This is a genomic window from Arthrobacter sp. 9AX (assembly GCF_902506095.1).
In the GTDB taxonomy this organism is placed as follows: domain Bacteria; phylum Actinomycetota; class Actinomycetes; order Actinomycetales; family Micrococcaceae; genus Arthrobacter.
Map to the genome: position 1 here is coordinate 3,158,251 of NZ_LR733293.1, position 15,577 is coordinate 3,173,827.

Sequence of the window (15,577 nt, forward strand, 5' to 3'; positions counted from 1 at the left end):
TGACGGTGCCTGCGAAGGGACCGGCGCCGGAGCTGCGGTGCAGGATGCGAGCACGATCGCGGCGGAGGCTGCAGCCAGGACGGGGAGGGATTTGTGAAAACTGTCACGCAGGTCTTGGAACGGAGCCATCAATACGATGCTACCCCTGCACTAGACTTGGAACACCCGTTCGACTGCCAGAGCAGCCTGTCAGCGGCGTGCTCAGCGGCAAACCGGACAGTGAGGATAGGCGTGAAGATTGACTTCGCTTCATCGAGGCAATCGACCCTCGGTGTGGAATGGGAGCTCGCGCTGGTGGACGGCCGGACCGGCGAACTCGCCTCCGTTGCCAACCAGGTGCTGCGCGGAGTGGCCTCCCGGCACCCCGAGCTGAACGAGGACGACGAGCACCCGCACATCAAGCAGGAACTGCTGCTGAACACCGTTGAGCTGGTCACCGGCATCTGCGAGACCGCCGGCGAAGCCAAGGAGGACCTCACCCGGTCCCTCGCGGCCGTCCGTGAGATCACCGATCCCATGGGCGTGGAGATATTCTGCGCCGGCAGCCACCCGTTCAGCCCCCCGCAGCTGCAGCCGGTGACGGACAAGGAACGCTATGCCAAACTGATCGACCGCACGCAGTGGTGGGGCCGCCAGATGGTGATTTACGGCGTGCACGTGCACGTGGGGCTGGACCGCCGGGAGAAGGCACTTCCCGTTCTGGACGGGCTGGTCAACTACTTTCCGCATTTCCAGGCGCTCTCGGCGTCGAGCCCGTTCTGGGGCGGTGAGGACACCGGGTACGCATCGCAGCGTGCCCTGATGTTCCAGCAGCTGCCTACCGCCGGGTTGCCCTTCCAGTTCAGCTCCTGGGAGGAATACGAGTCATACGTGCAGGACATGTTCACCACCGGGGTGATCGATACCATATCGGAGATCCGGTGGGACATCCGGCCGGTGCCTGCCTTGGGAACCATCGAGATGCGCATCTGCGACGGCCTGGCCACGCTGGAGGAAGTGGGGGCCATCGCCGCCCTGACCCAGTGCCTGGTGGATGAGTTCTCCACCACCCTGGACAACGGCGGCACCATCCCCACCATGCCGCCCTGGCACGTCCAGGAAAACAAGTGGCGCGCCGCCCGGTACGGGATGGACGCCATCATCATCCTGGACGCTGCAGGCAAGGAGCAGCTGGTCACCGAACACCTGCTGGAGACCCTGAACCGGCTGGAGCCCGTTGCCGCCAAGCTGGGCTGCCCCGATGAGCTGGCCGACGTCGAAAAGATCATCCGCCGCGGTGCCGGCTACCAGCGCCAGCGCCGGGTGGCCGAGGAACACGGCGGGGACCTCCAGGCCGTGGTCCTGGACCTGGTGAAGCAGATGCGGAACGGCCCCACCGCCTGATACTTTCGGGTCTTCAGGCGGGGAGGGAGACCGCGGTGACCGGCATCGAAGAGTCCGGGGCGAAACCAATTCCGCTCGGTGCCACTCCTGCCATCACCAGTTGCGCCCCCAGGGCCGCCACCATGGCGCCGTTGTCCGTGCACAGATCCAGCGGCGGGACGTGCAACCTGATACCGGCAGAGGCGCAGCGCTGGCCGGTCAGCTCCCTGAGTCGCGAGTTGGCAGCTACACCGCCGCCCAGCAGCACATCCTCGATGCCGTTTTCGCGGCACGCCAGCACGGCTTTGGACGAGATGATGTCCACCACGGCTTCCTGGAAGGCAGCCGCAATATCGGCGACCGGAACTTCCTGGCCGCGCGCCTCGAACTGCTCAACGCATCTCGCCACTGCCGTTTTGAGGCCGCTGAAGGACCAGTCGTAGCGGTGCGGGCCCGGCTCTTCGGCAGTCCCCATGTACTTGGGCTGGCTGAGGCCGCGGGGGAAGCGGATGGCCTTGGGGTTGCCGGTCCGGGCCATCTTGTCGATCGCGGGCCCGCCAGGGTAGCCGAGGCCCAGGATGCGGGCCACTTTGTCGTAGGCTTCGCCGGCGGCATCGTCGATGGTGGAACCCAGCAGTTGCACGTCATCGGTGATGCTGTTGATCTTCAGTATCTCGGTGTGCCCGCCGGACACCAGCAGGGCGCCGAGGTTCCCGGGCAGTTCCGGGGCTTGGCCTTCCTTGCCGTCCAGCAGGCCCACGCCCACGTGCGCCACCAGGTGGTTGATGGCGTACAGCGGCTTGCCGGTGGCCACTGCCAGCGCCTTCGCGGCGCAGACCCCCACCATGAGGGCACCCGCCAGTCCGGGGCCGGAGGTGACGGCGAGGGCGTCCACCTCGTCGAGGGTTACGCCGGCTTCGGACAGTGCCTGCTCAAGGGTGGGGACGAAGGCGTCCAGATGCGCCCGTGACGCGATCTCGGGAATCACCCCGCCGAACCGGACATGGTCATCCATCGAGGAGGACACCGTGTTGGTCAAGAGGGTGGTCCCGCGGACGATGCCCACGCCGGTTTCGTCGCAGGACGATTCGATGCCGAGCACCAGGGGCTGCGCGCGGTTCATGGTTGGCCTGCTTCCGTAGATGTGTCGGCTGCGGTGCCCTGTTGGGCATCCGCCCCCGCGGCCGGTTGGGCATCGCCGGTGAGCTGGAGCCGCATGATGAGGGCGTCCACGCCGTCGCGGTAGTAGCGGGGGCGGACATGGATCTGTTCGAAGCCGAACCGCACATAAAGCTGCTGTGCGCGCGGATTATCGGCGCGGACTTCCAGCAGGAGGTCCGCGGCGTGCCTGCTGCGCGCCTCCTCGATGAGCCGGGTCAGCAGTGTGGTGCCAATGCCCCGCCCTTCGTATTCAGGCACGACCGCGATCGTCTGGACGTCCGCGATGGGCTCGATGCACATCAGGCCTGCATAACCCACGATGCCGTCACCATCCTCGGCCACCAGGTACCAGCGGGTTTCCGGCTGGGCCAGTTCGTCGTAGAACATGTGCAGTGGCCAGGCATCCACCGGGAACAGCCGCTGTTCCAGAACACTGACGGCGATGACGTCGTCTGGAGTCATCTCGCGCACGGACACGCCGTGGCTGCTGATGTCCGGGGCGGTGCTCACAGTGCCCTCTTCCTCGGTCCGGGAACCTGGGCGTCCGATTCGCGCAGGTACAGGGGCGTGGAATCCAGCAGCTCATCACCCGCGGCGAGCCGGGCCAGCGCGAACTGGCCCAAATACAGGGCGTCCGGCTGTTCTGCCGCAAACTCCGCGTCCGCCTTCAGGGCATCTGCGTAGAGCCCGGCGCCGGCACCGTAGGCGGGCAGGTCCGGCAGGTCCGCAGCGAAGCTGACGTGCGGGCCGTCCTCCAATACCGGGAGCTGTCCTTCCGGCAGGCTGTAGCGGGCCCAGTAGACCTCCTTGCGCCGGGCATCGGTCACCACCAGGAATTCCGGGGCGGCGGCGGTGGACTCGGCCACTTCCAGGGCCACGGCGTCCAGGCTCATGAGCCCGTAAAGCGGCTTGCCCCACACAAAGGCCAGGGTGCGCGCAGTGGCGATTCCGGAGCGCAGCCCGGTGAACGGGCCCGGACCAACGCCCACCACCAGCGCGTCGATGTCAGCCCCGCTCACGCCGGCCTCGGCAAGCATCTGCTCAATGCCGGGGGCAAGGACTTCGGCGTGGCTGCGCGTGTCCTCCGTGGAGAAGCCAGCCACCACGCCTTCCAGTGCGTCATCGGAGACCAGCGCCGCGCTGGCCACGGCGGACGTGTCGATGGCGAGGATCAGCATCAGGATGTCCCTTCAAAGGTGGCCACCGGTTCCGGAACGGCGGGCCAGCGCGGACCGTACCCGCGCAGCACGATAGTCCGGGGCTCGTCGGTGTCCTCGTTTTCGAAATCGAGGGTTTCACCGGGGCTGTCTGCGGGTCCGGATCCGGCTGGCAGCGCTGAGCTGAGCCCTATTGCCCGGTGCAGGTCAATTTCCAGCCGGCTCTCGCTCAAGTGCTCCACCCTGTCATGGCCCCACTCGACCACCGTAACGGAGGAATCCATGGTGTTTTCGAGGTCGATGTCGTCGATCTCGGCGGCCGAACCCAGGCGGTACGCGTCCACGTGCACCAGGTCCGGTCCGCCCGGGCGGGGCCCGTCTGGCAGATTGGGGTGGATGCGGACCAGGACGAAGGTGGGCGAAATGACGCCGGAACGAACACCCAGCCCCTCCCCCAGTCCCTGGGTGAAGGTCGTTTTCCCGGCACCCAACTCACCGGAAAGCACCAGCAGGTCCCCGGCATCCAGGACCCCCGCCAGACGCACGCCGAGGCTGTGGGTCTGGTCCGCCGTCGTCGCCCTTATCGTCTTTTCCCAGTTGGGAAGCAGCTCAGCGGCTTCTTGGCCGGGCAGGCCGGACGCGCTCATGCTGCCCCCTCGCCGCCATGCACGACGGCGGCTGCTCCGCCGGGAGCCGGCGCCTGTTCATTGATGAAGCGGCGCGGAACCCGGGGGCTGATCCGGGTGACGATCTCGTAGTTGATGGTCCCCGCGGCGCGTGCCCAGTCGTCAACCGTGGGTCCGCCGTCGGCTCCGTTACCGAACAGCTCGGCCTCGGCACCGAAGAGGCCAGCGCCCGCCGGGCCAACGTCCCCGAGGTCGATGACCATCTGGTCCATGGCAATCCGCCCCACCACGGGGTAGGTTTTGCCGGCCACCCGGACCGGCCCGCCGGTGGCGACACGCGGGATCCCGTCGGCGTAGCCCACCGGGATCAGGCCCAGGGTGCTGGCGCCGTTCGTGTGGTAGCGGAGGCCGTAGGACACGCCCTGCCCGTCCGGTACTTCCTTGCATTGGGACACCACGGCCCGCAGCGTCATGGCCGGCCGGAGTCCCAGCTCGGCCGAGGTCTGCCCGTCGAACGGCGACAGACCGTAGATGCCCAGGCCCACACGGACCAGGTCGAAGTGGGTGTCGGGACGGGACAGCGTGGCCGGGGTGTTGGCCAGGTGGCGGACCTCAGGGTCCACCCCGGCGTCCGCAGCAACGGCCAGCACGTCCCGGAACGCGGCGAGCTGCTGGTCTGTCTCGGGCCGCTCCGGTTCGTCCGCGACAGCAAGGTGGGAGAAGATTCCCACCACGCGCAGCAGCCCCTGGTCCTGGTATTCCATGGCTTCGCCCACCAGGTGGTCCCAGGTGTCCATGGTGGCGCCGTTGCGTCCCAGGCCAGTGTCCACCTTCAGGTGGATCCGGGCCGGGCGTTCCTGCTCCCGGGCCGCCGCCACAATCCGTTCCAGCTCCCAGCCGGAGCAGCCAATGTCGACGCCGGCAGCCACTGCCGCGCCGAAGTTGCTTTCCGTGGTGTGCAGCCAGGCGAGCAGCGGCGCATCGATGCCGGCCGCCCGGAGGGCAAGGGCCTCGGAGATGTGGGCTACGCCCAGCCAGGCTGCGCCCGCTTCGAGTGCCGCCCGGGCCACAGGTACCGCACCGTGCCCGTAGGCGTCAGCCTTCACCACGGCCATCACCTTTGCCGGGGACGCCGTTGCGGCCAGCCGGCGGACGTTGTGCCGAATGGCATCAAGGTCGATCACGGCAGACCGTTCGTAGCGGGGGTCCTGTGCCGGGGCAGCGTCGAAATCTCCGGTTGCAGCGCGGTAAGTCACCTTAGTGATTCTAGTGCTGGCGCTTCAGGCCGAATAATCACGCATCCGAGAGGTGGGCGATGGTGGCTGACGCCCGCCGCTGGGCGGCGAGTGGAACGTCGTGGACGATGTCCGCCAGGAAGGAGAAGCGCCGCAACCATTGGCTGCTTTGGCGCTCAGGGCGGGCGTTGGCGCGCTTCCACCAGTCGGCGATGTCGCCCCAGCCGGGTGCGGCCAGCGATCCGCCCACTTCCTGGACGGCAAGCGAGGCACACAGGTTCGCGAAACGCAGCCTGTTCCCCAGGGGCCAACCGGCCAGGCTCCCCACAATGAACGCGGCGTCGAAACAGTCCCCCGCGCCGGTGGGGTCATAGGCCTTGACGGGCAGGGAGGGCACCCACTCCTCCTCCCCCGTTTCGGAGTCCACCGCCATGGCACCTTGGGGCCCCAGCGTCACCACTGCCACCGGGACACGGTCGGCGAGCGCATACAGGGCAGTCCAAGGATCGTCCTTGCCCGTGAAGGCCATCGCCTCGCGCTGGTTGGGCAGGAACGCGTGGAAGTACTGCAGGTTGTCCAACCGGACCGGCGCCCAGACCCCGCTGGGATCCCAGCCGACGTCGCCGAACAGCTTCACCCCGGCCTGGTACGCCGACTTGGCCCAGGGCTCCACCTCCATCCCCACTTCCGCGATGCCGGCGAGCGCGGGCGGCGGGTCCCCGATGAGCTCCGAGGACGTCACGGGGGCGGCATGGCCGTGCGTCACCAGCGACCGGTCCTTGTCCACGCACAGCGAAACGGTGACCGGCGAATGCCAGCCGGGGACCTTCTTCGACAGACTCAGGTCCACGTGCTCCTGCCCGGAGAGGATCTTCCAGTTAAAGTCCCCGTAACCGTCGTCCCCGAACGCGGCTGCCAGGCCTGTGCGCAGCCCCAGGCGCGCCGCCGCAATGGCCTGGTTGGCCACCCCGCCAGGGCAGCTGCCCATGCCGTCGCTCCAGATTTCCGTTCCCGGTTCCGGGCCGTGCGGCAGCCCGGTGAAGATGATGTCCTGGAACACCGTCCCGGCGAGCAGCACATCGAAACCAGGGTCCGAGGGCGAGCGGACGGCGGCCAACGGATCAAAAGGGCGTGCTGGTATCGCGTCCATGTTCGGCACACTACGCCGTGCTGCCGACAGGCGATAGGGGCGGCCGCGGGTGCTGCCGCAACCCGCACCTCGAAGGCAGCAGGGCGCAGTAACTGCCAGGACATGATGCGGACTTCCGTGAGATCCCCCACCTTATTATGAGTTACTCAAATTAACTCGGTAGAATTGAGGGCAGGCCGTCGAAATCCCCAGATGGTGCCCCAGCGCAGCCCCAGCGCACTGGACCCGGCCGCCACAATCCCGCCGCCGTGAGCCCGTACCCATCCCAAATGGCGCGCCCGGCAGTACCGGCATCGACAACGCCGACAAGCCCCCCAAAAAAACAGGAGAAAACCATGACCCTGCATTCTGAACTGGCCGTAACCCAGGAAACCCAAGCGACCGTCCGCAACACCACACCGCGGGGCGGCAGCTACGTCACCCTGCCGGCTGACCGGGAACTTCCCGTCCGCTACCAGGGAAGCTACGTTTCGCTGCCCGGTGTCCTTCCCGGCAATGCCAACAAGGCCCAGGGCACATACGTGACGCTTCACTCAGCTCCTGCGGGAGAGACGGAACTGAGCTACACGCGCGTCGGCTGACGCGCCAAAGCACCACGGCGCCTGCCGCCCTTTCGGACGAAAGGGCGGCAGGGGCTTTTTTGTTGCCGGCAGTGTCACGTCCGGTCCCGCGTCCGGCCCTGGACGCGAAGCTAGACTGCTGGTTATGCGGCTTCTGATTGTGGGCGGCGGGGGCTTCCGGGTTCCGTTGATCTACCGGGCGCTGGCCTCCGGGCCCTTCTCCGGCCTGGTTTCTGAACTGGTGCTGTATGACGTCGACCTCTCCCGCCTGGCCGCGGTGACGGCGGTCCTGCGCAGCATGCCGGGTCCTTCCACCCGGCTGCCGGTCCATCCCACCACCAACCTCGCCGAGGCATTGAGCGGTACCCGGATGGTGTTTGCCGCGATCCGGCCCGGCGGCACGGCAGGCCGGATGGCGGACGAAACGGTGGCCCGGGACCTCGGCGTGCTCGGCCAGGAAACCACCGGCGCCGGCGGCATCTCCTACGCGCTCCGCACCATCCCGCACATGCTGGACCTCGCGCGCCTGATGAAGGAACACTGCCCGGACGCGTGGCTGATCAACTTCACCAACCCCGCCGGCATGGTCACCGAAGCCCTCGTGCCCGTGCTCGGCCGGCGCGTCATCGGGATCTGCGACTCGGCGGGCGGCCTGGTGCAGCGCGCGGCACGGGCGGCCGGCGTCAGGCTGCCCGAGGGAAAGCTCGACGGCGTGGGCTACTACGGGCTGAACCACCTCGGGTGGCTGTACCGGCTGGAGTCCGGGGGGCGTGACGTGCTGCCCGCACTTTTGTCCGACCCGGTAGCCCTTCAGTCCTTCGAGGAAGGCAGGCTGTTCCCCCAGCCGTTCCTCGAGAGCCTGGGCGCCCTGCCGAATGAGTACCTGTACTACTTCTACGAACACGACAAGGCCCGCAACGCGATGCGGGCCATGGGCCAGACCCGCGGCGAGTCCATTCACAGCCAGCAGCAGGAACTTTATCCTCGGCTGGCCGCGGCCGGCTCCGCGGCGTTCGGGTTGTGGGAGGCGGCCCGCCGCTCCCGCGAGGAGGGATACCTGGCCGAAGCCCGCGGCAAGGATGAGCGCCGGGACGAGGATGACCTCGCAGGCGGCGGCTACGAGCGGGTGGCGCTGGCAGCCATGCGGGCCCTGTCAGGTTCCGGGGAAGCCCAGCTGATCCTTAATACGCGGAACACTGCGGCGCCTGCCCGGCCAGCCACCACTGCCCCGGCCACCCCGCAGGCCGCGATTCCGGGGCTGCCGGCGGACGCCGTCGTCGAACTTCCCTGTACGGTGACGGCCGACGGCGCGCTGCCACTGCCCCAGGAGGGTCCCCCTGCAGAGCGGCTCACCCTGCTGCAGCAGGTGAAGGACGTGGAGCGGCTGACCGTGCGGGCTGTGACCGAGGGCAGCCGGGATGCGGCGCTGCAGGCCTTCGCCCGGCACCCGCTCGTGGCGTCCGAGGAGCTCGGCGCGTCCTTGCTCGCAGGCTACGAGCAGGCGTTTCCTGCCTTGGGGAAGATGTGGCGCGGTTCCGGGCGTTGACACAGGAGTAGTGTTTTATCGAATGCCCAGCACTGAACCGGCGCGTACGTCTTCGCCGGCCGGAAGGAGGTCCCGTGGCGCCTGTCCGCAGGGTGGCCCTGCTGTCCCTCCACACCTCCCCCATGGAGCAGCCCGGTTCCGGCGATGCCGGCGGGATGAACGTCTACATCCGTGAACTGGCCTCGGCCCTGGCCGAGGCGGGCGTCGAAGTGGAAATCTTCACGCGATCCACGTACGTCGGCCAGCCCGCCGTCGAGCACCCGGACCCCGGTGTCTGCGTCCACAACGTCCTGGCGGGGCCGCCTACCAAGATCCCCAAGGAAGAGCTTCCCGGCCTCCTGCACCACATGGTGGAGGAGGTGGAGCAGATCCGGCAGCGGCAGCCGCACGGCCACTACGATGTCATCCACTCCCACTACTGGGTGTCCGGGATCGCCGGGCTGGAGCTGTCCGGACTCTGGGGCGTGCCGCTGGTCCACACCATGCACACCATGGCCAAGGTCAAGAACCTCCTGCTCGAGTCCGGTGAGCAACCCGAGCCGCGCCGCCGCGAACTGGGCGAGCACCGGATCGTGGACGGGGCCGCGCGGCTGATCGCCAACACCAGTTCCGAAGCCGCCGAACTCGTGTCGCACTACGGGGCCTCATACGACCGGATCGATATCGCCCCGCCCGGCGTGGACCTGAGCACCTTTACTCCTGCGTTCCGGGCCCGGTCACGGACGGAGCGGGGCATCGGCCCGGACACTTTCCACCTGGTGTTCGCCGGGCGGATCCAGCGGTTGAAGGGGCCGCAGGTCCTGGTCAAGGCAGCCGCGCTGCTGCGGAGCCGCCGCCCGGACATCGACCTTCGGCTCACCATCCTCGGCTCGCTGAGCGGCAACAAGGAGTTCAACCTGCGGCGCCTCGTGGCGGAAGCAGGAATGGACGACGTCGTCACGCAGCTTCCGCCGGTCAAGGCACCTGAGCTGGCAGCCTGGTTCCGTTCGGCGGACGTGGTGGTGATGCCCTCCTACAGCGAGTCCTTCGGGCTGGTGGCGCTCGAGGCCCAGGCCTGCGGCACGCCCGTGGTGGCAACCCGCGTGGGCGGGCTGTCCCGGGCCATCTTCCATGGCAGGACCGGGCTGCTGGTGGACGGCCACCACGCGGCTGACTGGGCGGATACGCTGGAGGCTTTGTACGACGACCCCGTCACGCGGGACGATATGGGACGGGCCGCCGCCATCCGGGCCCAGAGCTCAGGATGGCAGCGCACTGCCGCCATCACGCTGGAAAGCTACCATGCCGCCGTCGACAATTTTGTCCGGCCCCATCTGGCCGGCGCCCTTCCAGCCTCCTGAACCTGCCGCCCCGGGCGTGCGCACCTGTTAGCTTAGGGGCAGGTGTCCGGCGCCGGCCGGGGCAGGAAAGGACAAGGATGTCTGGTCTTCCGATTGATCTTGAGATTGCCAGGGCTGCCCGGATCCGGCCCATCGACGAGATTGCCGCTGCCGCGGGCATCAATCCGGAAGCCCTGGAGCTGTACGGACGGTACAAGGCGAAGATCGACCCTGCACGGCTTTCGGCGCCTCCACCACACGGGAAAGTGGTCCTGGTTTCGGCCATGTCCCCCACACCCGCCGGTGAAGGGAAGTCCACCACCACCGTGGGGCTTGCGGATTCCCTGGCGCGGGCCGGGCACCGGGTGATGATCGCCTTGCGGGAGCCCTCGCTTGGTCCTGTCCTGGGCATGAAAGGTGGAGCCACGGGCGGCGGCTATTCGCAGGTGTTGCCGATGGACGAGATCAACCTGCACTTCACCGGCGACTTCCATGCCGTGACGTCGGCCAACAACGCCCTGATGGCGCTGGTGGACAACCACATCTACCAGGGGAACGGGCTGAACATCGATCCCCGGCGGATGACCTTCAAACGGGTCCTGGACATGAACGACAGAGCCTTGCGGGAAGTGGTGATCGGCTTGGGCGGACCGGCCCAGGGAGTCCCCCGCGAGGACGGCTTCGACATCACGGTGGCATCGGAGATCATGGCGGTTTTCTGCCTCGCCACGGATCTGGCCGACCTCCGTTCGCGCCTGGGCCGGATCACGTTCGGCTACACCTTTGACCGGTCTCCTGTGACGGTGGCCGATCTCGGAGTGCAGGGGGCACTGACGCTGCTCCTCAAGGAAGCCATCAAGCCCAACCTGGTGCAAACCATCGCGGGTACTCCGGCGTTGGTCCACGGCGGTCCTTTTGCAAACATCGCGCACGGCTGCAACTCGCTGATTGCCACCCAGACGGCCCGGCGGCTGGCGGACATTGTTGTGACGGAAGCCGGCTTCGGTGCCGACCTGGGTGCCGAGAAGTTTATGGACATCAAGGCCCGGTTCGGTGGCCTGGCTCCTTCAACGGTGGTGCTGGTGGCGACGGTGCGGGCCTTGAAGATGCACGGTGGCGTGGCGAAGGACCGGCTCACCGTCCCGGACCTGGCGGCGCTTGAGGCCGGTGTGGCCAATCTGCGGCGGCATGTGCGCAACGTGGAGAAATTCAATGTGGTGCCGGTGGTGGCCATCAACAAGTTCTCCTCTGATACTGCCGGGGAGCTCGAGTGGCTGCTGGCGTGGTGCGCGGCGGAGGGAGTTCCCGCTGCCGTCGCCGATGTCTGGGGCCGCGGCGGCGGGGGTGACGGCGGCGATGAACTCGCGGCCCTGGTGGCCCAGGCGGTGGCGCGGCCGAGCAGCTTCCGGCACTTGTACCCGCTGGAGTTGCCTGTGGAGGAGAAGATCCGCACCATTGCGCAGGAGATCTATGGGGCGGACGGCGTCGAGTTCTCCGTGCCGGCCCTGAAGCGGCTGGCCGACATTGAACGGAACGGCTGGTCCGGGCTGCCAGTGTGCATGGCCAAGACGCAGTACTCGTTTACCGACGACGCCTCACGCCTGGGCGCACCCAAGGGCTTCACCATCCATGTCCGCGACCTGCTGCCCAAGACCGGCGCCGGATTCATCGTGGCGCTGACCGGTGCCGTGATGACCATGCCGGGCCTCCCCGCAGCCCCGGCAGCGATGCGCATGGACGTGGACGACGCCGGCAACCCCATAGGCCTCACCTAACCCCGCCACCTCCCGCACCCAACCCACCAACGCCCCACCACCTGGGGCATCAGACAAGAAGCGCCTGTGGATAACTTCTGCGGGGTCGCGGACATTTGAGCCAGAATGCCAGCATGCGTAATCCCGCTGATCTGCCTCTCCGCTTGGCCAGTGCCCCGTTTACCTTCACCTCGGCGATAGCCAATGGTGTGCCGGCCACTAGATTGCGTGGACGTGATGTCGTCCATGTAAGCCGGGAGTTGTACCGACCGTCGGACTGGAGCTTTGACCTGGAAGCCGCCGCGCGGGCGCTATCCGAAGTGTCACCAGGTGCCTGGATCTCCCATGTCACTGCGGCGCGCCTGCACTGCCAACTATTGCCGGCATGGCTCTCGGACTCCACCGAACTGCATCGAAGCAAGCCCAATCAACTACCCCAAGTGCGGCGAAAGGGCGTGATCGCGCATAGCGTCATCGCGAGGGAAACCGAGATTGAATCAGTCAACGGCATCCGGATCAGCACCCGCTCGCGGACCTGGCTCGACTTGGCCCGCCGGCTGTCTCTGGTTGAATTGGTCTGCCTCGGAGATCAAATTATTCGCACTCCACGACCGCAATTCGAGGGCAGATCGAAGCCTTATGACACTCTGGACGGGCTCCAGGCCTTGGTTGGCCGACACCCCAACCTTCAGGGCATCGTCCGCGCGAGGAAGGCACTCGAGCTGATGAGGGTTGGCGCTGACTCGGCTCCCGAGTCAATGCTGCGGATGGCCATGGCGGACGCGAATTTACCGGAGCCGGACCTTCAAGTCGCGCTTCGGCCGGATGACGCTGCTTCGCCTACTGCCGATGTTGGCTACCGTCGCCAGCGCCTCGCTATCCAATACGACGGAGGGCATCACCTTCTTGATGCTCAGCAACATAGGGACCGCAGACGGGACAGGGCCTTCGAAGCGGCCGGCTGGACCGTACTGGTACTCACAAAAGACGATGCAGCTGACGGCTTCGAACGCGCCACTAGGTTGATCAAGCGGTGCCTGCGCGCGGCATGGACTGATCATCCGTACGCCGCTGGTTTTGTCAGTACTGGGTGAAGCACTCGCGGGACGGCTCAGGAAACGGTGCCGCTGGACTGCCGCACTTCTTCCGATTGACCCGGGTGGATCGTTTTCCGCCCGCGGCTGCCCTGTTTCAGAGAAACGAAAACGACCACCGCGGAGATCATTACGGCGCTGGCAACAAACATTGCGGTGGCGGGGTCCTTGGAGAGGAGCTGCGGAATGGCCCGCCCCGGCACGGTAACAGCAAAGGCAAAAGCCGTTGCGATACCGAGATAACTACCAACCATGTTTCCCAGGTGGGCGCGGATGTTCCCGCGTATGGCGCTGATCAGTCCCAACGTGACCGTCAAGATGGTGAATGCTGAGAGTCCGTGCAGCCAGGTGAAATGCCCGGCCGTCACGATCCAAAAGCTGCTAAAACAGACGTAGTACATGGCCAGGACCCACACATATCCCATCGTCCGGTGGACGCGGTCACGGCGTCGCCGAAGAATCTGAATCGGGCCGATTGCCAAAACAAACAGTGCTGCGATCACGTGGCTGGCAAGCAGCGCATTCCCGTGCTCCATGCTCATAGGATAGAAGCACTATCTATGGATGTATATCTGGATAGATATCGGGCCAACTACTATCCAAGAGCTTGGACAAAGCAGTAAGGAGGTGCCGTGCAACTGCAGGAGCTGAGCGAGCGGGCAAAAACACCCACTGCCAGCATAAAGTTCTATCTGCGGGAGGGGCTGTTGCCTGTGGGTGAGACTATCCACGCCACGCGTGCGCAGTACTCGGAACGGCACGTAGAACGCTTGGAATTGATACAGGTTTTGCGCCGCGTGGTTGGACTCACGATCGAGCAGATCCGCTCGCTCGTCAGAATGGCGGATGACCGCGCCCCGCGACTTTCGCTGTTGGCCGCAGTTCAGCGAGTGGTGCTGAAGCTGGACGCCCCTGGCACCGGCAGCGGCGAGGCAGGCGCAGCGCCGTCAGACGCCGTCGTGCGCCTCAGGAGATGGCCTGACTATCCCAGCGAAGCGCGAGATGCCCTGAATGCTCACCTGCAGCTGATGGACAGCCTGAACATCAAGGTGGGTGAAGAGTTGCTGGACATCTATAGCAGAGCGATGGACGACGTCGCTCGATTCGACATCGCAGTCACCGCTGCCCCGGGGAGCGCCGACCGGCTTATCCTCACAGCCGCCGTCGGCATGCATATGCACAGCCAACTGCTGCTGAGACTGCTTGCCCTAGCCCAAACCAGCCACAGCATCCGTCGTTTTGAACCGGGCGCTGGTTAGCCGGCCGGAAGGTGATGGCGCGTCCCTGCAAACCCGCGGAAGGTGATGGCGCGTCCCCAGCAAACCTGCGGAAGGTGATGGCGCGTCCCCAGCAAACCCGCGGAAGGTGATGGCGCGTCCCCAGCAAACCCGCGGAAGGTGATGGCGCGTCAACGACGGACGCTCCCCCACCGATCACGGTGAGGGAGCGTCAGGTCAAAAACTGCAGTAGGTGAAAGAGCGTTGCGTGAAAACCTGCAGGAAGTGAGAGAGCGTTGTGGGGCTTAGCGCTCGAGGTCCCCGCGGATGAAGGCTTCCACCTTTTCGCGGGCGAGGTCGTCGTTGAACTGCTCCGGCGGGGACTTCATGAAGTAGCTCGATGCGGAGAGCAGCGGGCCGCCGATGCCGCGGTCCAGGCCGATCTTGGCGGCGCGGATAGCGTCGATGATCACACCGGCAGAGTTGGGTGAGTCCCAGACCTCCAGCTTGTACTCCAGGGACACCGGGGCGTCACCGAAGTTGCGGCCCTCGAGGCGGACGAAGGCCCACTTGCGGTCATCGAGCCACTGGACGTAGTCGGACGGACCGATGTGGACGTCCTTGGCAGCCAGCTCGGCCTCGACGTTGGAGGTCACGGCCTGGGTCTTGGAGATCTTCTTGGACTCCAGGCGGTCGCGCTCCAGCATGTTCTTGAAGTCCATGTTGCCGCCGACATTGAGCTGGTACGTACGGTCCAGGGTAACGCCGCGGTCTTCGAACAGTTTGGCCATCACGCGGTGCGTGATGGTTGCCCCGATCTGGCTCTTGATGTCGTCGCCCACGATCGGCACGCCCGCGGCGGTGAACTTGTCCGCCCATTCCTTGGTGCCGGCGATGAACACGGGCAGGGCGTTGACGAAGCCCACGCCGGCGTCGATGGCGCACTGGGCATAGAACTCGGCAGCTTCCTGCGAACCAACGGGCAGGTAGCAGACCATCACGTCAACAGCAGCGTCCTTGAGCGCCTGGACAACGTCCACGGGCTCTTCGGTGGACTGTTCGATGGTCTCGAGGTAGTACTTGCCGAGGCCGTCGAGGGTGTGGCCGCGCTGGACAGTGACGCCGGTGGGCGGCACGTCAGCGATCTTGATGGTGTTGTTTTCGCTTGCCAGGATGGCGTCGGCCAGGTCAACGCCCACCTTCTTGCCGTCGACATCGAACGCGGCGACAAACTGAACGTCGCCGACGTGGTACTGGCCGAACTCAACGTGCATCAGGCCCGGAATCGTGGCCTTGGGATCGGCATCCTTGTAGTACTGGACGCCCTGGACCAGCGAAGCGGCGCAGTTTCCTACGCCGACGATTGCAACACGAATCGGATGTGAAGACACGGAAC

15 protein-coding genes are annotated in these 15,577 nt (G+C 66.3%); 7 read left to right on the plus strand and 8 right to left on the minus strand.

Going from position 1 to position 15,577, the window contains the following annotated elements:
- Positions 1–231: 231 nt before the first annotated feature.
- On the plus strand, positions 232–1,383 hold the full coding sequence (locus BACI348_RS14510; RefSeq protein ID WP_159826901.1) for a glutamate--cysteine ligase: 1,152 nt from the start codon (positions 232–234) through the stop codon (positions 1,381–1,383).
- A 13-nt stretch (positions 1,384–1,396) separates the two neighbouring features.
- Here the strand turns inward: BACI348_RS14510 and tsaD are convergent, their stop codons facing one another.
- Genes tsaD through BACI348_RS14540 form a run of 6 tightly spaced genes read right to left on the minus strand, consistent with a single transcriptional unit; the run spans position 1,397 to position 6,691 of the window.
- Entirely contained in the window at positions 1,397–2,485 is a 1,089-nt protein-coding gene (gene tsaD / locus BACI348_RS14515) for a tRNA (adenosine(37)-N6)-threonylcarbamoyltransferase complex transferase subunit TsaD (protein ID WP_159826903.1), read from the minus strand.
- Positions 2,482–3,033 (minus strand): ribosomal protein S18-alanine N-acetyltransferase, encoded by a 552-nt coding sequence (gene rimI, locus BACI348_RS14520; RefSeq protein ID WP_442858503.1) that lies wholly within the window; start codon positions 3,031–3,033, stop codon positions 2,482–2,484. Before rimI ends, tsaD begins: the two co-directional genes overlap by 4 nt.
- Positions 3,030–3,701: a tRNA (adenosine(37)-N6)-threonylcarbamoyltransferase complex dimerization subunit type 1 TsaB gene (gene tsaB / locus BACI348_RS14525; RefSeq protein ID WP_159826905.1), complete on the minus strand. Its 672-nt coding sequence runs from the start codon at positions 3,699–3,701 to the stop codon at positions 3,030–3,032. The genes rimI and tsaB overlap by 4 nt, the downstream gene beginning before the upstream one ends.
- On the minus strand, positions 3,701–4,327 hold the full coding sequence (tsaE, locus tag BACI348_RS14530; protein ID WP_159826916.1) for a tRNA (adenosine(37)-N6)-threonylcarbamoyltransferase complex ATPase subunit type 1 TsaE: 627 nt from the start codon (positions 4,325–4,327) through the stop codon (positions 3,701–3,703). The genes tsaB and tsaE overlap by 1 nt, the downstream gene beginning before the upstream one ends.
- Entirely contained in the window at positions 4,324–5,562 is a 1,239-nt protein-coding gene (alr, locus tag BACI348_RS14535) for an alanine racemase (protein WP_159826918.1), read from the minus strand. The genes tsaE and alr overlap by 4 nt, the downstream gene beginning before the upstream one ends.
- A 37-nt stretch (positions 5,563–5,599) precedes the next feature.
- The gene (locus BACI348_RS14540; RefSeq protein WP_159826920.1) at positions 5,600–6,691 is read right to left on the minus strand and encodes a carbohydrate kinase family protein; all 1,092 of its coding nucleotides are present in this window, start codon (positions 6,689–6,691) and stop codon (positions 5,600–5,602) included.
- A 335-nt stretch (positions 6,692–7,026) separates the two neighbouring features.
- Here BACI348_RS14540 and BACI348_RS14545 point away from each other — a divergent pair, with 335 nt between their 5' ends.
- The 5 genes from BACI348_RS14545 (at position 7,027) to BACI348_RS14565 (ending at position 12,964) form a co-directional block, all read left to right on the plus strand.
- On the plus strand, positions 7,027–7,272 hold the full coding sequence (locus tag BACI348_RS14545; RefSeq protein ID WP_236557571.1) for a hypothetical protein: 246 nt from the start codon (positions 7,027–7,029) through the stop codon (positions 7,270–7,272).
- Between the two features lie 124 nt (positions 7,273–7,396).
- Entirely contained in the window at positions 7,397–8,797 is a 1,401-nt protein-coding gene (locus tag BACI348_RS14550) for a family 4 glycosyl hydrolase (RefSeq protein WP_159826922.1), read from the plus strand.
- A gap of 74 nt (positions 8,798–8,871) precedes the next feature.
- Entirely contained in the window at positions 8,872–10,137 is a 1,266-nt protein-coding gene (gene mshA, locus BACI348_RS14555; RefSeq protein WP_159826924.1) for a D-inositol-3-phosphate glycosyltransferase, read from the plus strand.
- A gap of 77 nt (positions 10,138–10,214) precedes the next feature.
- A complete protein-coding gene (locus BACI348_RS14560; RefSeq protein WP_159826926.1) occupies positions 10,215–11,891 on the plus strand; it encodes a formate--tetrahydrofolate ligase in 1,677 nt (558 codons plus the stop codon).
- A 113-nt stretch (positions 11,892–12,004) separates the two neighbouring features.
- On the plus strand, positions 12,005–12,964 hold the full coding sequence (locus tag BACI348_RS14565; protein ID WP_159826928.1) for a DUF559 domain-containing protein: 960 nt from the start codon (positions 12,005–12,007) through the stop codon (positions 12,962–12,964).
- Between the two features lie 17 nt (positions 12,965–12,981).
- Here BACI348_RS14565 and BACI348_RS14570 read toward each other — a convergent pair whose 3' ends face one another.
- Positions 12,982–13,500 carry a DUF2306 domain-containing protein gene (locus BACI348_RS14570; protein ID WP_159826930.1) on the minus strand — a complete coding sequence of 173 codons (519 nt, stop codon included), beginning with the start codon at positions 13,498–13,500 and terminating at the stop codon, positions 12,982–12,984.
- A gap of 96 nt (positions 13,501–13,596) precedes the next feature.
- Between BACI348_RS14570 and BACI348_RS14575 the strand changes: the two genes are divergently transcribed.
- Positions 13,597–14,223 carry a MerR family transcriptional regulator gene (locus BACI348_RS14575; protein WP_159826932.1) on the plus strand — a complete coding sequence of 209 codons (627 nt, stop codon included), beginning with the start codon at positions 13,597–13,599 and terminating at the stop codon, positions 14,221–14,223.
- A 263-nt stretch (positions 14,224–14,486) separates the two neighbouring features.
- Here the strand turns inward: BACI348_RS14575 and BACI348_RS14580 are convergent, their stop codons facing one another.
- Positions 14,487–15,572, minus strand: coding sequence for an inositol-3-phosphate synthase (locus BACI348_RS14580; protein ID WP_159826934.1), 1,086 nt, complete (start codon positions 15,570–15,572; stop codon positions 14,487–14,489).
- Between the last annotated feature and the right edge of the window lie 5 nt (positions 15,573–15,577).

Excerpts from the sequence above, each read along its gene's own strand:
- tsaD (WP_159826903.1), bottom strand. The coding sequence starts at position 2,485 with ATGAACCGCGCGCAGCCCCTGGTGCTCGGCATCGAATCGTCCTGCGAC.
- tsaB (WP_159826905.1), bottom strand. The coding sequence starts at position 3,701 with ATGCTGATCCTCGCCATCGACACGTCCGCCGTGGCCAGCGCGGCGCTG.
- tsaE (WP_159826916.1), bottom strand. The coding sequence starts at position 4,327 with ATGAGCGCGTCCGGCCTGCCCGGCCAAGAAGCCGCTGAGCTGCTTCCC.
- BACI348_RS14540 (WP_159826920.1), bottom strand. The coding sequence starts at position 6,691 with ATGGACGCGATACCAGCACGCCCTTTTGATCCGTTGGCCGCCGTCCGC.
- BACI348_RS14545 (WP_236557571.1), top strand. The coding sequence starts at position 7,027 with ATGACCCTGCATTCTGAACTGGCCGTAACCCAGGAAACCCAAGCGACC.
- BACI348_RS14550 (WP_159826922.1), top strand. The coding sequence starts at position 7,397 with ATGCGGCTTCTGATTGTGGGCGGCGGGGGCTTCCGGGTTCCGTTGATC.
- BACI348_RS14560 (WP_159826926.1), top strand. The coding sequence starts at position 10,215 with ATGTCTGGTCTTCCGATTGATCTTGAGATTGCCAGGGCTGCCCGGATC.
- BACI348_RS14565 (WP_159826928.1), top strand. The coding sequence starts at position 12,005 with ATGCGTAATCCCGCTGATCTGCCTCTCCGCTTGGCCAGTGCCCCGTTT.
- BACI348_RS14570 (WP_159826930.1), bottom strand. The coding sequence starts at position 13,500 with ATGGAGCACGGGAATGCGCTGCTTGCCAGCCACGTGATCGCAGCACTG.